This window comes from Stenotrophomonas nitritireducens (genome assembly GCF_050984405.1).
GTDB lineage: Bacteria > Pseudomonadota > Gammaproteobacteria > Xanthomonadales > Xanthomonadaceae > Stenotrophomonas > Stenotrophomonas nitritireducens_B.
In genome coordinates this window covers 2,502,145-2,518,205 of the sequence record NZ_CP158790.1, presented here as the reverse complement: position 1 = coordinate 2,518,205, position 16,061 = coordinate 2,502,145, and the positions used below count along the sequence as shown (strand labels likewise).

Here is a 16,061-nt window from a genome sequence, read left to right as displayed (position 1 = left end):
CGCTGACGGTGTTCATCGCCGGCGGCAGCGGCCTGATCGGCACCGCCCTGGCGGACAGGCTGGAGCGTTCGGGACATGCGGTGATCCTCGGCGTGCGTGACGTCGATGCCATGGTGCGGCGGCGACCGGGGGCGCAGGTGGTCCGTTTCGATTTCGCGGCGCCGGACGTGGAGGCGCTGGCCGATGCGCTGGCCGGTGTCGACGTGGTGGTGAACGCCGCGGGCGTGTTCAAGGAAGGACGGCAGCAGAGTTTCGACGACATCCACGTGAAAGGGCCGTGCAGCCTTTTCCAGGCCGCGGCGACGGCCAGTGTCGCGCGCATCGTGCAGATATCGGCGCTGGGCGCGGACCTGCTCGCGCCCACGCCGTACTGGCGCAGCAAGGCGCGCGGCGACCGCTGCGCGCGTGCCTTCCCGGGCATGCCGGTGGTGGTGCGGCCGTCGCTGGTCTATGCCGACGACGGCGCCAGCAGCCTGCTGTTCCAGCGGCTGGCGGCGTTGCCGTGGCTGCCGCTGCCGGCCACGACGGCCGACGTGCAGCCCATCCACCTGGACGACCTGGTCGACGGCCTGGCCGCGCTGCTGGAACACCCCGATCCTCCGCCACAGATCGACGCGGTCGGCCCGCGGGCGATGCCGCTGGCGTCCTATCTGCAGGCGCTGTCGCCGGCGGACGCGCGCCCGCGGCGTGTCCTGCGCATCCCCGACCGCGTGGCGCGGGCGGCGGCCGGCGCGCTGCGGTGGCTGCCGGGCCGTGCGTTCGACAGCGATGCGCTGCGCATGCTGGCCCTGCCCAATACCGGCGACGCGGCCCCCTGGCGCGCGCTCCTGCAACGCGAACCACGCGATCCTGGGACGTTCGTCGCGCCGGCGCGGCGTCCGGCCCTGCGCCGCGACGCGATACTCGCCAACATGCTGCCGCTGCTGCGCGCCAGCCTGTCGCTGACCTGGCTGTATACCGCGTACGTATCGCTGTTCGTCTTCCCGCAGGCCGCCAGCCTCGACCTGCTGCTGCGCGCGCACGTCCCGGCTGCACTGGCGCCTGCATCGCTGTATGCCGCCGCGGCGCTGGATGCGGCGCTGGGCCTGGGCATGTGGGTACGACGCTGGCGGCGGGCGGCCTACATGGTCCAGATCGGCGTGGTGCTGTTCTACAGCGTGGTCATCGGCCTGTGGCTACCGGAGTACTGGGCGCATCCCTATGGTCCGATGATCAAGAACCTGCCGCTGCTTGCCCTGACCCTGCTGTTGCTCTGGTTGGAGGCCCCGCGTGGACATCGTGCTGGTTAAGTACCTGCATATCCTTTCCTCGACCTTCCTGTTCGGCACCGGCGTGGGCACCGCCTTCTACCTGCTGTTCGCCAGCCGCGGCCGCGATCCGCGCGTGGTGGCGGCGGTCGCGCGGCTGGTGGTGGCGGCCGACTGGATCTTCACCGCCACCACCGTGGTGTTCCAGCCGCTGTCCGGGCTGTACCTGGCCCATCGCCTGGGCATCCCGCTGGGCACGCCGTGGCTGTACTGGTCGCTGGTTCTGTTCCTGATCGCCGCCCTGTGCTGGCTGCCGGTGGTGCGTCTGCAGATCCGCCTGCGCGACATCGCCCGCGCCGCGGCGGAGAGCGGCCAGCCCCTGCCGCTGGAGTACGACCGCCATCTCGGCGCCTGGGCCGCGCTGGGCGTGCCGGCGCTGCTCTCGTTCCTGGCCATCTTCTACCTGATGACCGCCAGGCAGACGTTCTGGTGAAACGCGCGCCACGCATCGCGCCGGCTGCGTCCGCCGCACGCGGTGCGAGGCTAGGCATTCAGGCCGAAGCGAGGCGTTGCAGCCGTGCGGCCTGCGCCTGCAGGGCGTAGCGCAGTTGCGCGGGGCGGCGCACCTCGAAGTCGAACGGCAGCCGCGACAGTTCGCGCGCGAACCAGTCCAGGTCGTCGGCCTGCGCGCGCAGGCGGGTGCCCTCGCCGCTCGGCTCCAGCACGCCGAGGGTGGCGAAGATCCCGCGCCGCGCGGTGGCCAGGTCGGCATGCAGCAGCACCTCGATGGCATGCGCGCGCGGCAGCGTGGCCATCGAAGCGACCAGGTGGGCAAGGATGTCGAAGCCGTGCGGGCGGCCGAAACTGGCCGGCACGCCGTGCACGTGCTCGATGCGGTCGAGCCGGAACGAGCGCACGCCGCCGCGCAGGTGGCAATGGCCGACCGCGTACCAGTGGCCACCGCGCCAGGCCAGTCCCCACGGATCGAAATCGCGCTCGCTGGCGCCGCCCGCGGCGCGGTAGCGCAGGTGCACGCGCTGGCGCGACCGCGCCGCCTGGCTCAGCACGCCCAGCGCGGCGCTGTCCACGCCGCTGCCCGCGCCGGCGCCGGCGATGTCCAGCGCCACGCTCTCGTCGATGGCGCGCGCCTGCCGCCGCAGGGCCTCGGGCATCACCCGTTCCAGCTTGGCCTGCGCGCTGGCCGACGCCGGCGCCGCGCCTGCCAGGCCCAGGCCGCGCGCGGCGAGCAGGCCCACCGACAGCGCCAGCGCCTCGTCGTTGCTGAACACCATTGGCGGCAGCCGGAACCCCGGCACCAGCGCGTAGCCGCCATAACGGCCGCGCTCGGCGGTCACCGGCACGCCCATCGCCTCCAGCGTGGCGATCTGGCGGCGCAGGGTGCGGCCATCCACGCCCACGCGCCGCGCCAGCTCCGGGCCGCTCATGCGGCCATGGGCCTGCAGCAGTTCGAGCACCGCCAGGACACGCGTGGTCGGAAGGGTCATGGCCGCGATTCCCGATTCAATCAGGGCGCAATCTGCCCTGATTGGCTTTTACGGTAGGCCGGCGATCCATTCAACCCGGGAATCCCCGATGACGCCTGCCGCCCGTCTCACGCTGTCCGCCAGCCTCTGCGCCCTGCCCCTCGCGGCGCAGGCGGCGCCTTCGCCCACCCTGCCGCCGCCGATGGAAACGGTGGCGCACCTGCACGACTACCAGGTCGTCGAGTTCCGGCGCTATGTCACCGCCGCGGGCCGGCGCGGCGACTTCGCGCGCTATTTCGATGCCTATTTCCCGGAAGCGTTCGAGCAGCTCGGCGCCATGGTGTTCGGCCAGTTCGCCGAACGCGGCGACCCGGAGCGCTTCACCTGGCTGCGCGGATTCCACGACCTGCCGGCGCGGCCGGTGGTCAACGCCGCCTTCTACTACGGCCCGCTGTGGCGCGAGCACCGCGCCAAGGTCAACGCGATCCTACCCGACAGCGACAACGTGATGCTGATGCGGCCGCTGCACCGCGGACGCGGCGTCGCCGTGCTGCCGGCGGTCGACCCGGTTGTGGAGCCCCGCGGTGCCGGCGGCATCGTGGTGGCGCAGGTGTTCGCGGTGGAGAAGGATCACATCGATGCCTTGGCCGCGCGCGCCGAACGCGCGTTCGCGGCCTACGACGGGCCGGGCGTGCAGGGTGCCGGCGTGCTAGTGTCGCTGGACGTGCCCAACAACTTCCCGCAGCTGCCGGTCCGCGGGGACGGCCCATGGCTGGTGTGGCTGGGCGCATGCCGCGACGAAGCGGCGCTGCGCGCGTTGTCGCCGCGGCTGGAAACCGTCGAACGCGAGCTGGGCGCCGGCGGCGCGCTGCGCGGCCCGGTCGAACGCATCGTCATGGACCCCACGCCGCGCTCGCGCCTGCGCTGGCTGCCGTTCGACGCCGCCGCCGCGCAGGACGCGCCATGACCGGCGCCGCGCACCTGTGGCTGTTCTTCGTGATGGTGCTCGGCGTGGTGCTGCTGCCGGGCCTGGACATGGCCTGCGTCACGGCCAACGCCCTGGTCGGCGGCCGGCGCGCGGGCCTGCTCGCCACCGCCGGCGTGATCGCGGGCGGCGCCTGCCACGTGCTGATGGGCGTGCTCGGCGTGATGGCGGTGCTGGCGTTGGTGCCCGCCGCCTTCAACGCCATGCTGCTGGCCGGCGCCTGCTACATCGCCTGGATCGGCGTTTCGCTGCTACGTAGCCGCGCGACCTTCGGCGCGTTGCCGTCGATGCCGGCGCGCGGCGGCGCGGCGAGCTTCGCCCAGGGCCTGGTCACCTGCCTGCTCAACCCCAAGGCCTACCTGTTCATGCTGGCGGTATTCCCGCAGTTCCTGCAGCCCGGCAAGGGCGCGCTGTGGCTGCAGGCCGCGGTGCTGTGGGCGATCATCGCCGCCTGCCAGGCCGGCGTGTACGGCGGCATGGCGCTGGTCGGCGAGCGCGTGCGCAGCTGGCTGGAATCGCGGCCCGCGGCCAACCTGCGCGCCGCGCGCGGCGTCGGCGCGCTGCTGGTGGCGGTGGCGGCGTTCACCGCGTGGGAAGGCTGGCGCCTGGCGTGAGCGCAGTCGGTGCACTTCAACGCTGGACGCCCTCGGGCATCGCCCTCCTGCTGGCGGAACAGTTCGCGCCGCACTTCGATGCGGAGCGGTGCGCGTACCGCGGGATGGGAACCCGCCACTTTCCGCCCTCCCCTGTGCTCACTCTGCCGGGAGCAGCATTGGCGCTGGCGGTGGAAGTGCTGCACGCAGGCAGCCGAGGAACATGCGCAGCGGCGATGGCGTCGCTTCCGCGCGCGAGCAGCAACGCACGAAGGGCCCGCAAACGGGCCCTTCGTGCGGCGCAATGGCGCACGGCCTGCTCAGCGGCCGCGCGAACTGCGGCGGCCGCGGTCGTCGTCATCGTCCCTGCGGCTTTCCCAGCCGCGCTCGGCGGCACGGGCGTGGCCTTCCGGATCGCCGAACCAGCCGCCGTGGCCGCCGCGCGAGGACCCGCCGCGGTCGTCGTCATAACGCGAGCGGCTGGAGCCGCCACGGTCGTCGTCGTAGCGCGAACGGCTGTAACGGCCGCCACGGTCGTCGTCGTCCCTGCGCCCTTCCCAGCCGCGTTCGGCCGCGCGCGCGTGGCCCTCGGGATCGCCGAACCAGCCGCCGTGACCGCCCCGCGAACCACCGCGGTCGTCGTCATCGCGCGAACGGCTGTAGCTGCCACGGTCGTCGTCGTACCGCGAGCGGCTGGAGCCACCGCGATCATCGTCGTAGCGCGAACGGCTGTAGCGGCCGCCGCGGTCGTCATCGTCGTTGCGGCGGCCTTCCCAACCGCGTTCGGAAGCGCGCGAATGGCCTTCCGGGTCGCCGAACCAGCCACCATGGCCGCCACGCGAACCGCTCCGGTCGTCGTCATCGCGCGAACGGCTGTAGCGGCCGCGGTCGTCATCATCGTCGCGCCCGCGCGAAGAACGCTCGTCGTCGCGGGAGCGGCTGTAGCGGCGGTCGTCGTCGTCCTGGCGTCCGCGGCTGGAGTAGCGGCGGTCGTCATCGCTCACGAACCGACCCTGGTCGTCGCGTCCCTGGTTGTATCGTGCCATGTTCATATCTCCATGATCGGAATAACGCTGGTTGCCGAGCGAGCGGGAGGTCGGGGGAATCACGCCTTCGGCTTCGGCCTGCAGTTCGAGTTCCTGCTTCCTGGCCTTCAGGCGTTCCCCCAGCTCTGCCATGTCCAGGCCGGATGAAACGGCCTTTGCGAAGATCCCGCTGCTCGGCTTCTCTTCTTCGCGGACATGCAGCTTCACGTATTCACCGAGGACCTTGACCTTGGCGTCGTAGTAAGGCGCCTGCGGACCGCTGCCGGTCAGTTCCTCGATCAGGATGCCGAGCGTGTCGTGCTCGACCTGCGCCTCGTCCATCACGGCGTCTTCGATGCCGCCGTCCCTGCACGCCGGATAGAAGATTTCCTCTTCCAGCATCGCGTGGATGACCAGCGCGTTGCCGATGTTCCTGACCAGTTCGGACTTGTCGTCGGGGTCCTCGGTGGCGGCGCACTGCGCGAACATCTGCTCGACGTGGCGGTGGTCCGCCTTGAGCAGCGCGACCGCGTCCTGCCCGGTGGACGAGGCGCCGGCCTGCGTCTTGCCGGCGGCCTTGCCGGCGGCGTTGCTGGCGCCGGCCGCGGCGCTCTTGCCGGCGGTCCTGGTCGCGGCGGCCTTGGTGGTTTTTGCCTTCATCTGCGGGACTCCGTGTGCGGGTAACAGGGGAGTCAGCACACACCATGCCAACCCCGCGCATCACGCGGACACGGCGTTTTCAAGGCACTTCCGCCGCGTCGGCGCCTCGATGGGCGCGAAGCAAGTGCGCACCGGTGAAAATATTTCCGGCGCAAGGCATCAGCACAGGCAATGCGGCCGCCATCGGTATGCGGCCGCCTGCGCATTCCCTTCGACGGCCCTCGCAAGGCGCCGCGATGCGGCGGGCAATGCGCGGGCATGCAACCGGAGCGGTGCGCGAGGCGAGTGCCATCGTCGACGCGGCGCGCCCTTGCCGGCATGCCTGTCGTGCAGCGGCGTGGGTCGGGCCGGGAACGGCCCGCGGCATTCAGCGCACGGGCAGCGGAACCTCGACCACGCACTCCACGCCGTGGCCGGTCAGCCGGTAGGATGTGCGCGCCTTGAGCTGGTACGGCAAGGCGCGTTCGATCAGCTCACGCCCGTACCCGCCCTTCCGGCCGTCATCCGGCGGCGCGGTGCCGTGCGATACCTCGTTCCACTCCATGCGCAGCACCGGCGTGCCATCCTCGCGCCGGCCGCGGCGCCAGCGCACTTCCAGCCGCCCCGACGCCGCCGACAGCGCGCCGTACTTGGTGGCGTTGGTCATCAGCTCGTGCAGCGCCAGGGCAAGGGTCTGCAGCGTCGCCGACTCCAGGGCGACGTCGCCGGGTCCGTCCAGCACCACGCGGGCGCGGTCGGCGCCATGCGCTTCCAGCTCCTCGAACAGGAGCCGGTCGAAGGTGACGGTACCGCCTTCGTCCAGGCTCGAGAGCAGGGTGTGGGCGCGGGCGATGGCGGTGATGCGGTTGCAGTACGCGTCGCGGAACTCGCCCAGCGTCCCGCACTCGTCGAGCGTGCGTTCGGCCACCGCGCGCATCACCGCCATCAGGTTGCGGGTGCGGTGCTGCAGCTCGGCCATGAGCACCTGGGCGCGGCCGGACGCCTCCTTCTCCTCGGTGGCGTCGTGGCCGATGCCGCCGATGCGCACCACCCGGCCCTCGCAGTCGAGCAGCGGAAACTTGGTGTTGCGCATCCAGCGGATCGCGCCGTCGCCGCGGCGGATGCGGTACTCGACCACGATGCGTTCGCCCGCGCGGACCCGCTCCAGCGCCTCGTGCACGCGGTGCCGGTCCTCGGGCAGGATCAGGCGGGTCCAACTGTCCAGCGTCGGGTTCGCCAGCATGGTCCCGCGGTCGCAGCCATAGAGGCCGTCGAACGCCTGGCTCAGGTATTCCAGGCGCAGGCTGCGCGCGTTCCGGATCCACAGCACGTCGGACGCGGCTTCGCCGAACTGCGCGAAGCGGGCCATGCTTTCATGCAGCGCCTTCTCGATATCGACATGGTCGGTGACGTCGTGCAGGGTGCCGGCCACCCGCCCCGGGCCGCCGGCATCGCGCAGCCGGAACAGGGTCTTGAGCAGCAGGTGGCGCTGCTGCCCGTCCGGCAGCCAGTAGCGGAAGTGGCAGGTCGAATCCACGCGCTCCTCGTCCGCGCGCAGCAGCAGCGCGTGCAGGCGGCCGCGGTCGTGTTCGTGCACGCGCGACAGCAGCCCGCGCATGTCCGGGGCGACCAGGCTGGGCCGGTAGCCATCCATCTCGAAGCCTGAATCGGCCCAGGTGATCGCGTCGCTGCCGACGTGCCAGACCCAGCCGGCCAGGTGCGCGGGCGCGCCGTGGCGCGGCCCTCCTGCCTCTGCGCCACCCGCGTCAACGGGCATCGGCATGCAGCAGCTCCAGCAGCAGCGCCCTGACGTCGTCCACGCCGAACGGCTTGACGCACTGCAGGCAGTCCGAATACCGCTCCGGGATCAGCCCGTGGTCGTAGCCGGTGGTGAACAGGAACGGCACGCCCTGCCCGCTCAGCCGGTCGGCCACCGGGTAGACGCTCTGCCGTCCCAGGTTGATGTCCAGCACCGCCGCGTCCGGCAACGGATGGCGGTCCAGCAGGGCGTTGGCGTCTTCCACGCAACTGGCGGGGCCCAGGACCTCGGCACCGTCGCCCCGCAACAGGTCGTGCAGGCATTCGGCGAGCATGTACTCGTCCTCGACCACGAGGATCCGGCGCCCGGCAAGGCTGGCATTCATCGTCGTTCATCCCTCGCGCGAATGGATGAATATGGATACGGCGGTGTTTGCAGCATGTGAGCGCGGGAGCGTGGCGTCGGAAGCGCCGCTCGCCCGCGCGCACGCACGCCGTGGCGTAACGCATTTACCGCTGCGTGCACGCACGCGGGTTGCTCCGTCGTCCGCGATGCTTGCGCCGGGCGCGTGCAGCGGCGCCGATGTGTTGCGCCGATCAACGGTATGCGCGCACCCCTGACAGCGGAATAACGACCACGCGCCTAGCGTCGTCCGCGTGCAACGAAGGAGATGCGAGTGTCCGCTCCAACCCTGGCCATCGTCGACGACGATCCCGATTTTTCCGTGTTCCTGACGAGGGTCGCCAGGAGTCAAGGCTTCCTCACGCACCAGTTCCACACGGTGTCCGACGCCACGTTCTGGCTGTCCAGCAACGAGGTCGACCTGACCATCCTGGACATGGCGCTTCCCGATGGCACGGGCCTGGATCTGCTGGACCGCATTCCCCCGGACCGGCACGGCCAGATCGTCTTCGTCTCCGGCACCAGCGACGCCGAGCAGATCCGTCGCGCGGTGGCCACGCCGGCCACCCAGTTCATCGGCAAGCCGGTCGGCACCGATGCGCTCGAACAGCTGTTCCGCCGCGTGCAGGAGGACGTGGACGGCCGCATCCACGGACAGCAGCGGCTGGACCAGCACCTGGTAGGCGAAAGCACGGCCATGCGCCGGGTCAAGCGGGACATCCTGCGCGTGGCGCCCACCGACCTGAACGTGCTGGTGCTGGGCGAAACCGGCACGGGCAAGGAACTGGTGGCCCGCGCCGTGCACGCGCACAGCGGGCGTCCCGGCCGGCTGGTGTGCGTGAACTGCGGCGCGGTGCCCGCCGAACTGCTGGCCAGCCAGTTGTTCGGCCACGAGCGCGGCGCGTTCACCGGCGCGGCCAACCGCCATGCCGGTTTCCTGGAACAGGCCGATGGCGGCACCCTGTTCCTGGACGAGATCGGCGAGATGCCGCCGGCATTGCAGGTGTACCTGCTGCGGGTACTGGAGACCGGCAGCGTGGTGCGCGTCGGCGGGACCGGCGAGATTCCCGTGGACGTGCGCATCGTGGCGGCCACCAACCGCCTGCCCGACGAGGGCATGCTGCGCGAGGACCTGTTCTACCGGCTGGGCCACTACGTCATCGAGCTGCCGCCGCTGCGCGCGCGCGGCGACGACGTGCGGCTGCTGGCCAACCGCTTCGTCGCGGCCCTGAACGACAAGTACGGCGGCCCGCCGAAGCGGCTGGACCCGGCCGGCATCGCGCGGCTGCTGCGGCATTCCTGGCCCGGCAACGTGCGCGAGCTGATCGCCGCCACCGAGCGCGCCTACCTCAATGCCGGCGGGCCGATGGTCGAGATCAACCCGCTGGCGCTGGGCCGACGCCCGCCCGACAGCGGCGAGGTGGTGCAGTTCCGCGTCGGCACGCCGCTGCAGGACATCGAGGAGGAGATGCTGCGGCGCACGCTCGCCTTCCACGGCGGCGACAAGACCGCCACCGCGCGCAGCCTGGGGGTCAGCGTGCGCACCGTGCACAACCATCTGGCGCGGAACCGGCGCCATGGATGAGCGCACGCTGCACCGCCTGCGCAACGACCTGAACGTGGTGGCGATGGGGCTGTCGCTGCTGAAACGCCAGCTCGAGCGCGACGCGTCGGCGGAAACGAAGGACACGCTGCACAGGATCGAACTCGCCGCGCAGCGCTGCGCGAAGGCGGTTGCGGCATCCGGACCGCGCTGAGCCGCGCGGCGCGGGATTTCACCGGCGGGGCCCTGCGGCCCGGGCGACGCCCTGCAGAATCTTCATGCCCGTGCACAAGATGCAGGTTCAGGCGCCGTCGTCGGCCACCGGCGCCGCGTCTTTCCTGCCTTCGCCGCTGGCATGGGATTTGCGACCGCATCGCGTATCCGTTCTTCCATCGCGGAAGGCGGAGCACGACGCACACCCCACCGGCAGGCAGGAGAACGAGATGAACCGCAACGACTGGCAGGAACGGAACGAGGGCAGCCGTTCCTTCGGCAGGGACTACGGCGAGGATGGACCGCACTACCCGGCCGGCGGCGCCACGCGCGGCAACGACGAACGCCGCTACCGCGACGCCACCGCAACGCCGCGCGGCTGGAGCGGCGCGCAGGGCACCGGCGCGCGCGAGCGCGGCGATGACGAACGCACCGTCGGCTGGCGCCGCGACCAGGACCCGGAGCGCGGCGCCAGCGGCTTCCTGCGCGGCATGGCGCGCGGCGACAGCGCCCTGTTCGGCGCCGGCGAGGCGGACTACGCCAGCGGCCGTGGCGGCGAAAGCCGCTGGGGCGAACGCGGCCACGCCGACGAGGACGAACGCGCCCTGCGCGACTACGGCAGGCATGCCCGCGGCGACGAATACCGCCGCCCCGGATGGCAGGGGAACTCGCTGTACAACGAGGCCGATCGCGGCGAGCCCTCGCCCTACTCCGGACGCGGCGTGCACGACCATGGTTTCGCTGGCGGCGAACGGCAACCGGAACGATGGCCGCAGGGCCGCGACAACGACCGCCGCGGCCCGTACCGGGGCCGCGGACCACGCAACTACGCGCGCTCGGACGAGCGCATCACCGAGGATCTCAACGAGCGTCTCACCGATAACGACATGCTCGACGCCAGCGACATCAGCGTGCAGGTCGCCGATGGCGTGGCCACCCTGAGCGGCACCGTCGCCTCCCGCTGGATGCGCCACCTGGCCGAGGACATCGCCGATTCCTGCAGCGGCGTGAAGGACATCCGCAACGAGATCACCGTCGCCGCCGCTGAAGAGACGGGCAATGCCTCACCGGGCGGCGGCGCGCCGATGTAGCGGCCGCCGGCCATCGCCCGGGCCGTCCGGCAATGCCGGCCCGGGCCCCCAAGGGAGCCGGAGATGAGCGTGAGAAGCCGATTCGGGTGGTATGCGCTGGCGGCGCTGGCCGGCGGCGGCTGGCTGGGCGCGCGCGTGGCGATCCGCCACCGCGACGACCCGGCGCGCCTGGCCGACGAGGTGCTGCTGCGCCAGCTCGCGCGCGAGATGGCCGGCGCGCTGGCGCTGGCCACCGCCGTCGCCAAGCGCAGCGGCAACGACGAACTGACGGCCGCCGCGCAGCGCTGGCTGCAGGCGCTGGCGGTCCGCGGAAGCTGGCATGCGTTCCTTGCGCCCGCGTGCCGCTCCGACCCTGGCGACCTCTGGCCGGAGCTGTCGCGCGCGGACGACGACAGCTTCGACGCACGCGCCGCGCAGGCGATGCAGAACTGGCTGGAAGGGGCCAGGGAACACCTGGAGGCCCTGCTCGACGCTTCCCGGCCGGCGCTGCGGCGACGCGCCGCCGCGGCGATGGCCGTCGTCGACGCCTCGGCCCGCGACCTGGACCTTTACCCGTGCGCGGACGAAGGGGCCGACGGCGCGGCGCCGTACACACCCACGTCGTCCCCGCACCTGGCGCAGGCCGGCGACGCGGCGCCACGGCACCGGCCGGAGCGGCAGGCATGAGCCGCGCCCTGCCCTGCCGCCTGCCCGCGGCCTTCGGCTGGGAAGAAGCGGAAGGCCTGCGGCGCCTGCTGCTGGGCGATGTCGAGGTGCTCCAAGTACGCACCCAGCGCGATGGCTGGATCGTGCAGGTCCATCTCCAGGACCCGCTGTACCTGCAGCCGTCGGTGGCGGTGCGTTCGCCGGGCGCGGGCATGCGCTGGGGAGCGCGCTGGGCCAGGACACGCGTGCGCCTGCTGCTGAGGATCGCCGACGCGCACGGGCGCGACTGCGCCTACTGCCGCGAGCAGGCCAGGCTGCCGGCGATGGCGCGCCGGTCCGGGCCGGACCGGACCGGCGCCGATCCGGCCTGAGCGTTCACCGGCGTTCCAGCGCGGCACGCTGCCGCTCGTACTGCGCGCAGGTACGGCAGCCGCGCTGCGCGTCCACCGGATCGACCGCGCAGCGCGGCATGCAGCGTCGGCACATTCGCAGCCGCGCGCACGCCGTCCAGTGCGGTGACGGCGGCTTGCACGCGCCACCACGCGGCAGCGCCTGGATCTCGATCACCTCGACGCAGCCGACGGCGGGACGAACATGACCGCAGGCGAACGCCCATCGCAGCGGCGCGTCGTCCTGCGCCCGGCCGGAGCCCTTCGCCAACGCATCCGCAATGCCGCCCTGCATGTCCTGGCCATTTCCGCTGCGGCTTCTGCAGCCCATTCACGTTCCCGCACGCCTGCCGTCACGTACAGGAGGGCCACCACGCCGTGACCACGGCCGGCAGGTTTCGAAAGGCGCGAGGAACGAAAAACCGGCATCCGCGAGGAACATCGCGCATGCCGGTCGTTCGCGCAGCCGCAGCACGTCGCCGCCGCGCCACTGATGTTCTTGTCACCTGGTTGCACGCCGGGCAAACACGGGCGCCGCAAGCATGGACCCGCGTCGTCCGCCGAGGGCGGCGCGCATCCGCCCCTACCCGGAGTCCTCCGATGAAAGTCCTCGATCTGGCGAAACTGCTCCTGCTGGCCGGCATCCTCTCGCTGGCCGCGTGCCGCAACGACGAACCCACGCCGTCGCGCGGGACCGCCGCTCCCGCCGCCGATGCGACCACGCCCGGCGAAGGACCGCCCGGTGCGGTCCCCCGTACCGATGCCGACAACGACGGCGATGGCGACGCGCTGGCCGTGCTCAACGCCATCAACGACCACGAGATCGCCATGGGACGGCAGGCGCTGGAGAAGAACGTCCAGGGCCCGGTCGCCGACTACGCGCGCCTGATGATCGACGAGCACGGCCGGAACAGGCAGCAGACCGATGCCCTGCATCCCACCCCGGACAGCGCCAACGCCCGCGCGCAGCGGAACAAGGGCGACACCGTCCTGCGCCAGCTGGCCGGCGAGAGCGGCGAAGCCTACCGCCGCGCCTACGTGCAGGCCATGATCGACGGGCATACCGACGCATTGGCGACGCTGGACCAGACCCTCATCCCCGCCGCCGACCGTCCCGACGTGCAGGCGCACCTGCAGCAGACGCGGACCCGCGTGGCCCAGCACCTGGAGCAGGCGCGCGCGCTGCCGGCCTCGGAACCGCCGCCGGCGCAGGACGCCTCCAGCCAACGGTGAACGCCATGAACAAACTTCCCCTGAATCCCGGCAAGGCCAGCGACCAGGACAAGGCGCATACGCCCGACAAGCTGCGCAACGACAAGGCGCAGTGGAAGCGGCCGGACATGCCCGAGGCCGAACACACCGCGCACCCGGAAGACTACGAACGGCCGCCGGCGCCACGGCGCAGGGACTGAGCGGGCGCCTAGCTCGAGCCGAGGCGGGTGAAACGCTCCACCTCGTCGAGCCACAGGTCGCGGATGTCGCCGTCGCCCAGGTCGATGCGCACCTGGCCGTTGGTGCCTTCGTTGCCCTGCGCGTCGCGGAACTGCTGCACGGTGGGCCGGTCCACCAGGGTGCCGACCAGGGTGGCGCCGCCGCGCATGTGCAATTCGACCACCAGTTCGGCGTCGAGCGCCAGCTGCAGCGCCTTGAGGCGTTCGATGTCGGCCTGTTCGACGTGGATGCGGGGGGCTGTTCTACTCATCGTGTCCTCGCTGCTCTCGGTGGTGGATCGATGCGTCCGCGCGCGACAGTCCCTCCGTTGGCCAGGGACGGTAACGGGCGCGCAGTGCGTGTCATCACCCATGGACGGAGAAATGGCAGGCACGCCCTGCGCGCATTCGCGTGCCGCGTCAGCCGCCGGCACGCCGGGCGCGGGCGCGCCACGCCGCGGCGAGTTCGGCCAGCAGCGGCACCATGCACAGCAGCAGCGCCGGCAGCAGCACCGCGAGCCACGCCCAGGCCGGCGGCAGCGGCGCGCGCCACTCCCACGTCCAGCCGCGCGCCAGCGCGGCCCCGCCCTGGCCGTACGCCGCGATGCCCAGCGCCGCCCATGGCGCGGCGTCGAGCACGCTGTGGATGTGCTGTTCCAGCGGCGTGACCGGGCGCCGGCCCCACGCGGTGCGCGTGTCCGCGTAGCCGGCCAGCGCATGGACAAGGACCAGCAGCGCCGACAGCGCCAGCAGCGGCAAGGACGGGCGCGCGGCCAGCCACGCCAGCACCAGCGTTCCCATCAGGCCCATCTGCAGCACGTGCAGCAGCGATTCGGCAAGGCCGGAGGTATGCGGCAGGTCGCTGCGGCGGTGGCAGCGGAAGTCGGCGCAGCCGGCCAGCAGCCACAGCAGGTAGCCCGCCCAGGCCCAGGTCGCGCCGCTCATTCGGACGTGCCGGCATCGCGCTCGATCTCCTGCTGCGGCAGGTCGAACGGCGCCAGCGGTTCGCTTGCCGGGCCGTTGAGGATCGCGCCGCTGGTCGCCTTGAAGCGCGAGCCGTGGCACGGGCAATCCCAGGATTTCTCCTCGCTGCTCCAGCGCACCACGCAGCCCATGTGGGTGCAGCGGGCGTTGTGGGCGTGCAGCATGCCGTCGCCGGAACGGTAGACGGCCACCTGGTGCACGCCGCAGCGGATCACCCGGCCGCTGCCGCGCGCCAGCCCGGCCAGCGCATCGGCCGGCACCGAGGCGAGCCAGTCGCGGTACTGCAGGGCGGCATTGGCGTTCTCGCGCAGCCAGTTGCCGGCGCTCAGCAACCGATGCCGGCCCGGCGCGTACAGCGCCGCCCAGGGGTTGTCGCGGCCCAGCACCAGGTCGGTCAGCAACAGCGCGGCGAGCGTGCCGTGGGTGAGCCCGTTGCCGGAGTCGCCGCTCACCAGGTAGACGTTCTCGTTGTCCGGGTCGGCGCCGATGAACGCCAGGCCGTCGTCCGGCTCCAGGATCTGCCCGGACCAGGCGTGGGTATAGCGCGTGATCGACGGGAAACGCGCGTTGGCCCATTCCTGCAGGCGCGCGTAGACATCGGGGTCGTCGTCCTGCCCCGTCTTGTGGTCGCCGCCGCCGACGATCACCTCCACCTCGTCCGCGTCCATGCCCGGCGGCATGCGCAGCCGCACGTAGTGGTAGGGATCGCCGTCGTCCCAGTACAGGGCGTCGGGAATGCCGTGCGCCGGCGCGCGCCCCGCCACCACGTAGGTGCGGTAGGCGGCCTGCTTGAGCCAGGTCGCGCCGGTCTCGTGCTCCGGCACGTTGGTGGCCGCCACCACCGCGCCGGCATGCCACGCGCGGCCGTCACGGCATGCCACGCGCGGCCGCCCGCCGCCTTCGATCGCGGTCACGTCGCCGCGCACGAAGCGCACGCCGGCGTCGCGCGCCTGCCGCGCCAGCGCCAGCAGGTACGGGCCGATGTCCACGCGCGCCTGGTCGTCGAAGCGCAGTACCGGCCCGAGCGCGGGCACCGCCGCGATGCCTTCCGCCTGCAGGCCGACCTGCAGCCCGGCGGCCTCGGCCGCCCTGCATTCGCGGCGCAGGTCCTCGACGTCCTGCGTGCACGAGAACAGATAGCCCGGAACGCGCCGGAAACCGCAGTCACTGTCCGAACGCGCCACGAGCGCGGCGATCCAGTCGATCGCCGCGGCGTGGCTGGCGGCGGCCAGCCTCGCGCCCGCCTCGCCATGGTAGCGCGCCAGCGCCGAGAACCGGTCGTCCAGCGCCGAGGCCAGGTGCGCGCTGGTGCGCAGCGTCTCGCCGGCGCCGATGCCTTCGCGCTCCACCACCTGCACCTGCTTTCCGGCGCGGGCCAGTTCCAGCGCGACGCTCAGTCCGGCCACGCCGGCGCCCACGACGATCACTTCCGCGTCCGCGCCTTCGTCCTGCCACCAGTCGGCGGTGGCGGTGGTCACGTCGTCCCAGACGGGTCGGGTATGTGCGGTCTTCATCGACACCCCAGGCAGTGGATGAGGCCTGCGACGCTAGGCCCGCGCCGGTAAGCGCACCGTCAATCCGCGAGACGACGGCAATCACGCGCCGTTGGCGGGGCCGTCGCAATGCGGCAGC

General features: G+C 72.1%; 19 protein-coding genes. 11 read left to right on the top strand and 8 right to left on the bottom strand.

The features are described from left to right. Positions 1–8: 8 nt before the first annotated feature. Positions 9–1,289, top strand: coding sequence for an SDR family oxidoreductase (locus ABTV91_RS11150; protein ID WP_433851502.1), 1,281 nt, complete (start codon positions 9–11; stop codon positions 1,287–1,289). Then, positions 1,270–1,740, top strand: a complete 471-nt coding sequence (locus ABTV91_RS11145) for a DUF2269 family protein (RefSeq protein WP_433851501.1) — start codon at positions 1,270–1,272, stop codon at positions 1,738–1,740. The genes ABTV91_RS11150 and ABTV91_RS11145 overlap by 20 nt, the downstream gene beginning before the upstream one ends. 58 nt (positions 1,741–1,798) lie before the next feature. Here the strand turns inward: ABTV91_RS11145 and ABTV91_RS11140 are convergent, their stop codons facing one another. Further along, positions 1,799–2,752: a helix-turn-helix transcriptional regulator gene (locus ABTV91_RS11140; RefSeq protein WP_433851500.1), complete on the bottom strand. Its 954-nt coding sequence runs from the start codon at positions 2,750–2,752 to the stop codon at positions 1,799–1,801. A gap of 88 nt (positions 2,753–2,840) precedes the next feature. Here ABTV91_RS11140 and ABTV91_RS11135 point away from each other — a divergent pair, with 88 nt between their 5' ends. Both ABTV91_RS11135 and ABTV91_RS11130 read left to right on the top strand, forming a co-directional pair. Beyond that, positions 2,841–3,698 (top strand): hypothetical protein, encoded by an 858-nt coding sequence (locus ABTV91_RS11135; RefSeq protein WP_433851499.1) that lies wholly within the window; start codon positions 2,841–2,843, stop codon positions 3,696–3,698. Further along, entirely contained in the window at positions 3,695–4,330 is a 636-nt protein-coding gene (locus ABTV91_RS11130; RefSeq protein ID WP_433851498.1) for a LysE family translocator, read from the top strand. Before ABTV91_RS11135 ends, ABTV91_RS11130 begins: the two co-directional genes overlap by 4 nt. A 299-nt stretch (positions 4,331–4,629) precedes the next feature. On the opposite strand, the gene ABTV91_RS11125 is transcribed toward ABTV91_RS11130, so the two are convergent. The 3 genes from ABTV91_RS11125 to ABTV91_RS11115 form a co-directional block, all read right to left on the bottom strand. Beyond that, positions 4,630–5,994: a hemerythrin domain-containing protein gene (locus tag ABTV91_RS11125; RefSeq protein ID WP_433851497.1), complete on the bottom strand. Its 1,365-nt coding sequence runs from the start codon at positions 5,992–5,994 to the stop codon at positions 4,630–4,632. Positions 5,995–6,361: 367 nt separating this feature from the next. Next, positions 6,362–7,756, bottom strand: a complete 1,395-nt coding sequence (locus ABTV91_RS11120; protein ID WP_433851496.1) for a sensor histidine kinase — start codon at positions 7,754–7,756, stop codon at positions 6,362–6,364. Beyond that, positions 7,740–8,117 carry a response regulator gene (locus ABTV91_RS11115; protein WP_433851495.1) on the bottom strand — a complete coding sequence of 126 codons (378 nt, stop codon included), beginning with the start codon at positions 8,115–8,117 and terminating at the stop codon, positions 7,740–7,742. Before ABTV91_RS11115 ends, ABTV91_RS11120 begins: the two co-directional genes overlap by 17 nt. Before the next feature lie 291 nt (positions 8,118–8,408). Between ABTV91_RS11115 and ABTV91_RS11110 the strand changes: the two genes are divergently transcribed. From ABTV91_RS11110 to ABTV91_RS11090, 5 genes are all read left to right on the top strand, one after another. Continuing rightward, positions 8,409–9,719, top strand: a complete 1,311-nt coding sequence (locus ABTV91_RS11110) for a sigma-54-dependent transcriptional regulator (RefSeq protein ID WP_433851494.1) — start codon at positions 8,409–8,411, stop codon at positions 9,717–9,719. Further along, a complete protein-coding gene (locus ABTV91_RS11105) occupies positions 9,712–9,891 on the top strand; it encodes a hypothetical protein (RefSeq protein ID WP_433851493.1) in 180 nt (59 codons plus the stop codon). Before ABTV91_RS11110 ends, ABTV91_RS11105 begins: the two co-directional genes overlap by 8 nt. Positions 9,892–10,120: 229 nt before the next feature. Next, entirely contained in the window at positions 10,121–10,981 is an 861-nt protein-coding gene (locus ABTV91_RS11100; RefSeq protein WP_433851492.1) for a BON domain-containing protein, read from the top strand. Positions 10,982–11,050: 69 nt separating this feature from the next. Beyond that, positions 11,051–11,647: a hypothetical protein gene (locus tag ABTV91_RS11095; RefSeq protein WP_433851491.1), complete on the top strand. Its 597-nt coding sequence runs from the start codon at positions 11,051–11,053 to the stop codon at positions 11,645–11,647. After that, a complete protein-coding gene (locus ABTV91_RS11090; protein ID WP_433851490.1) occupies positions 11,644–11,997 on the top strand; it encodes a hypothetical protein in 354 nt (117 codons plus the stop codon). Before ABTV91_RS11095 ends, ABTV91_RS11090 begins: the two co-directional genes overlap by 4 nt. 4 nt (positions 11,998–12,001) lie before the next feature. Here ABTV91_RS11090 and ABTV91_RS11085 read toward each other — a convergent pair whose 3' ends face one another. Beyond that, positions 12,002–12,310: a hypothetical protein gene (locus tag ABTV91_RS11085; RefSeq protein ID WP_433851489.1), complete on the bottom strand. Its 309-nt coding sequence runs from the start codon at positions 12,308–12,310 to the stop codon at positions 12,002–12,004. 305 nt (positions 12,311–12,615) lie between these two features. On the opposite strand from ABTV91_RS11085, the gene ABTV91_RS11080 reads away from it, so the two are divergent. Then, positions 12,616–13,248 (top strand): DUF4142 domain-containing protein, encoded by a 633-nt coding sequence (locus ABTV91_RS11080; protein WP_433851488.1) that lies wholly within the window; start codon positions 12,616–12,618, stop codon positions 13,246–13,248. Positions 13,249–13,253: 5 nt separating this feature from the next. Continuing rightward, positions 13,254–13,427 carry a hypothetical protein gene (locus tag ABTV91_RS11075; RefSeq protein ID WP_194269551.1) on the top strand — a complete coding sequence of 58 codons (174 nt, stop codon included), beginning with the start codon at positions 13,254–13,256 and terminating at the stop codon, positions 13,425–13,427. Between the two features lie 8 nt (positions 13,428–13,435). Here the strand turns inward: ABTV91_RS11075 and ABTV91_RS11070 are convergent, their stop codons facing one another. The 3 genes from ABTV91_RS11070 to ABTV91_RS11060 form a co-directional block, all read right to left on the bottom strand. Further along, positions 13,436–13,717, bottom strand: coding sequence for a DUF3247 family protein (locus tag ABTV91_RS11070; protein WP_433851487.1), 282 nt, complete (start codon positions 13,715–13,717; stop codon positions 13,436–13,438). Between the two features lie 148 nt (positions 13,718–13,865). Next, the gene (locus ABTV91_RS11065; RefSeq protein WP_433851486.1) at positions 13,866–14,390 is read right to left on the bottom strand and encodes a hypothetical protein; all 525 of its coding nucleotides are present in this window, start codon (positions 14,388–14,390) and stop codon (positions 13,866–13,868) included. Continuing rightward, entirely contained in the window at positions 14,387–15,943 is a 1,557-nt protein-coding gene (locus tag ABTV91_RS11060; RefSeq protein WP_433851485.1) for an FAD-dependent oxidoreductase, read from the bottom strand. Before ABTV91_RS11060 ends, ABTV91_RS11065 begins: the two co-directional genes overlap by 4 nt. Positions 15,944–16,061 lie beyond the last annotated feature (118 nt).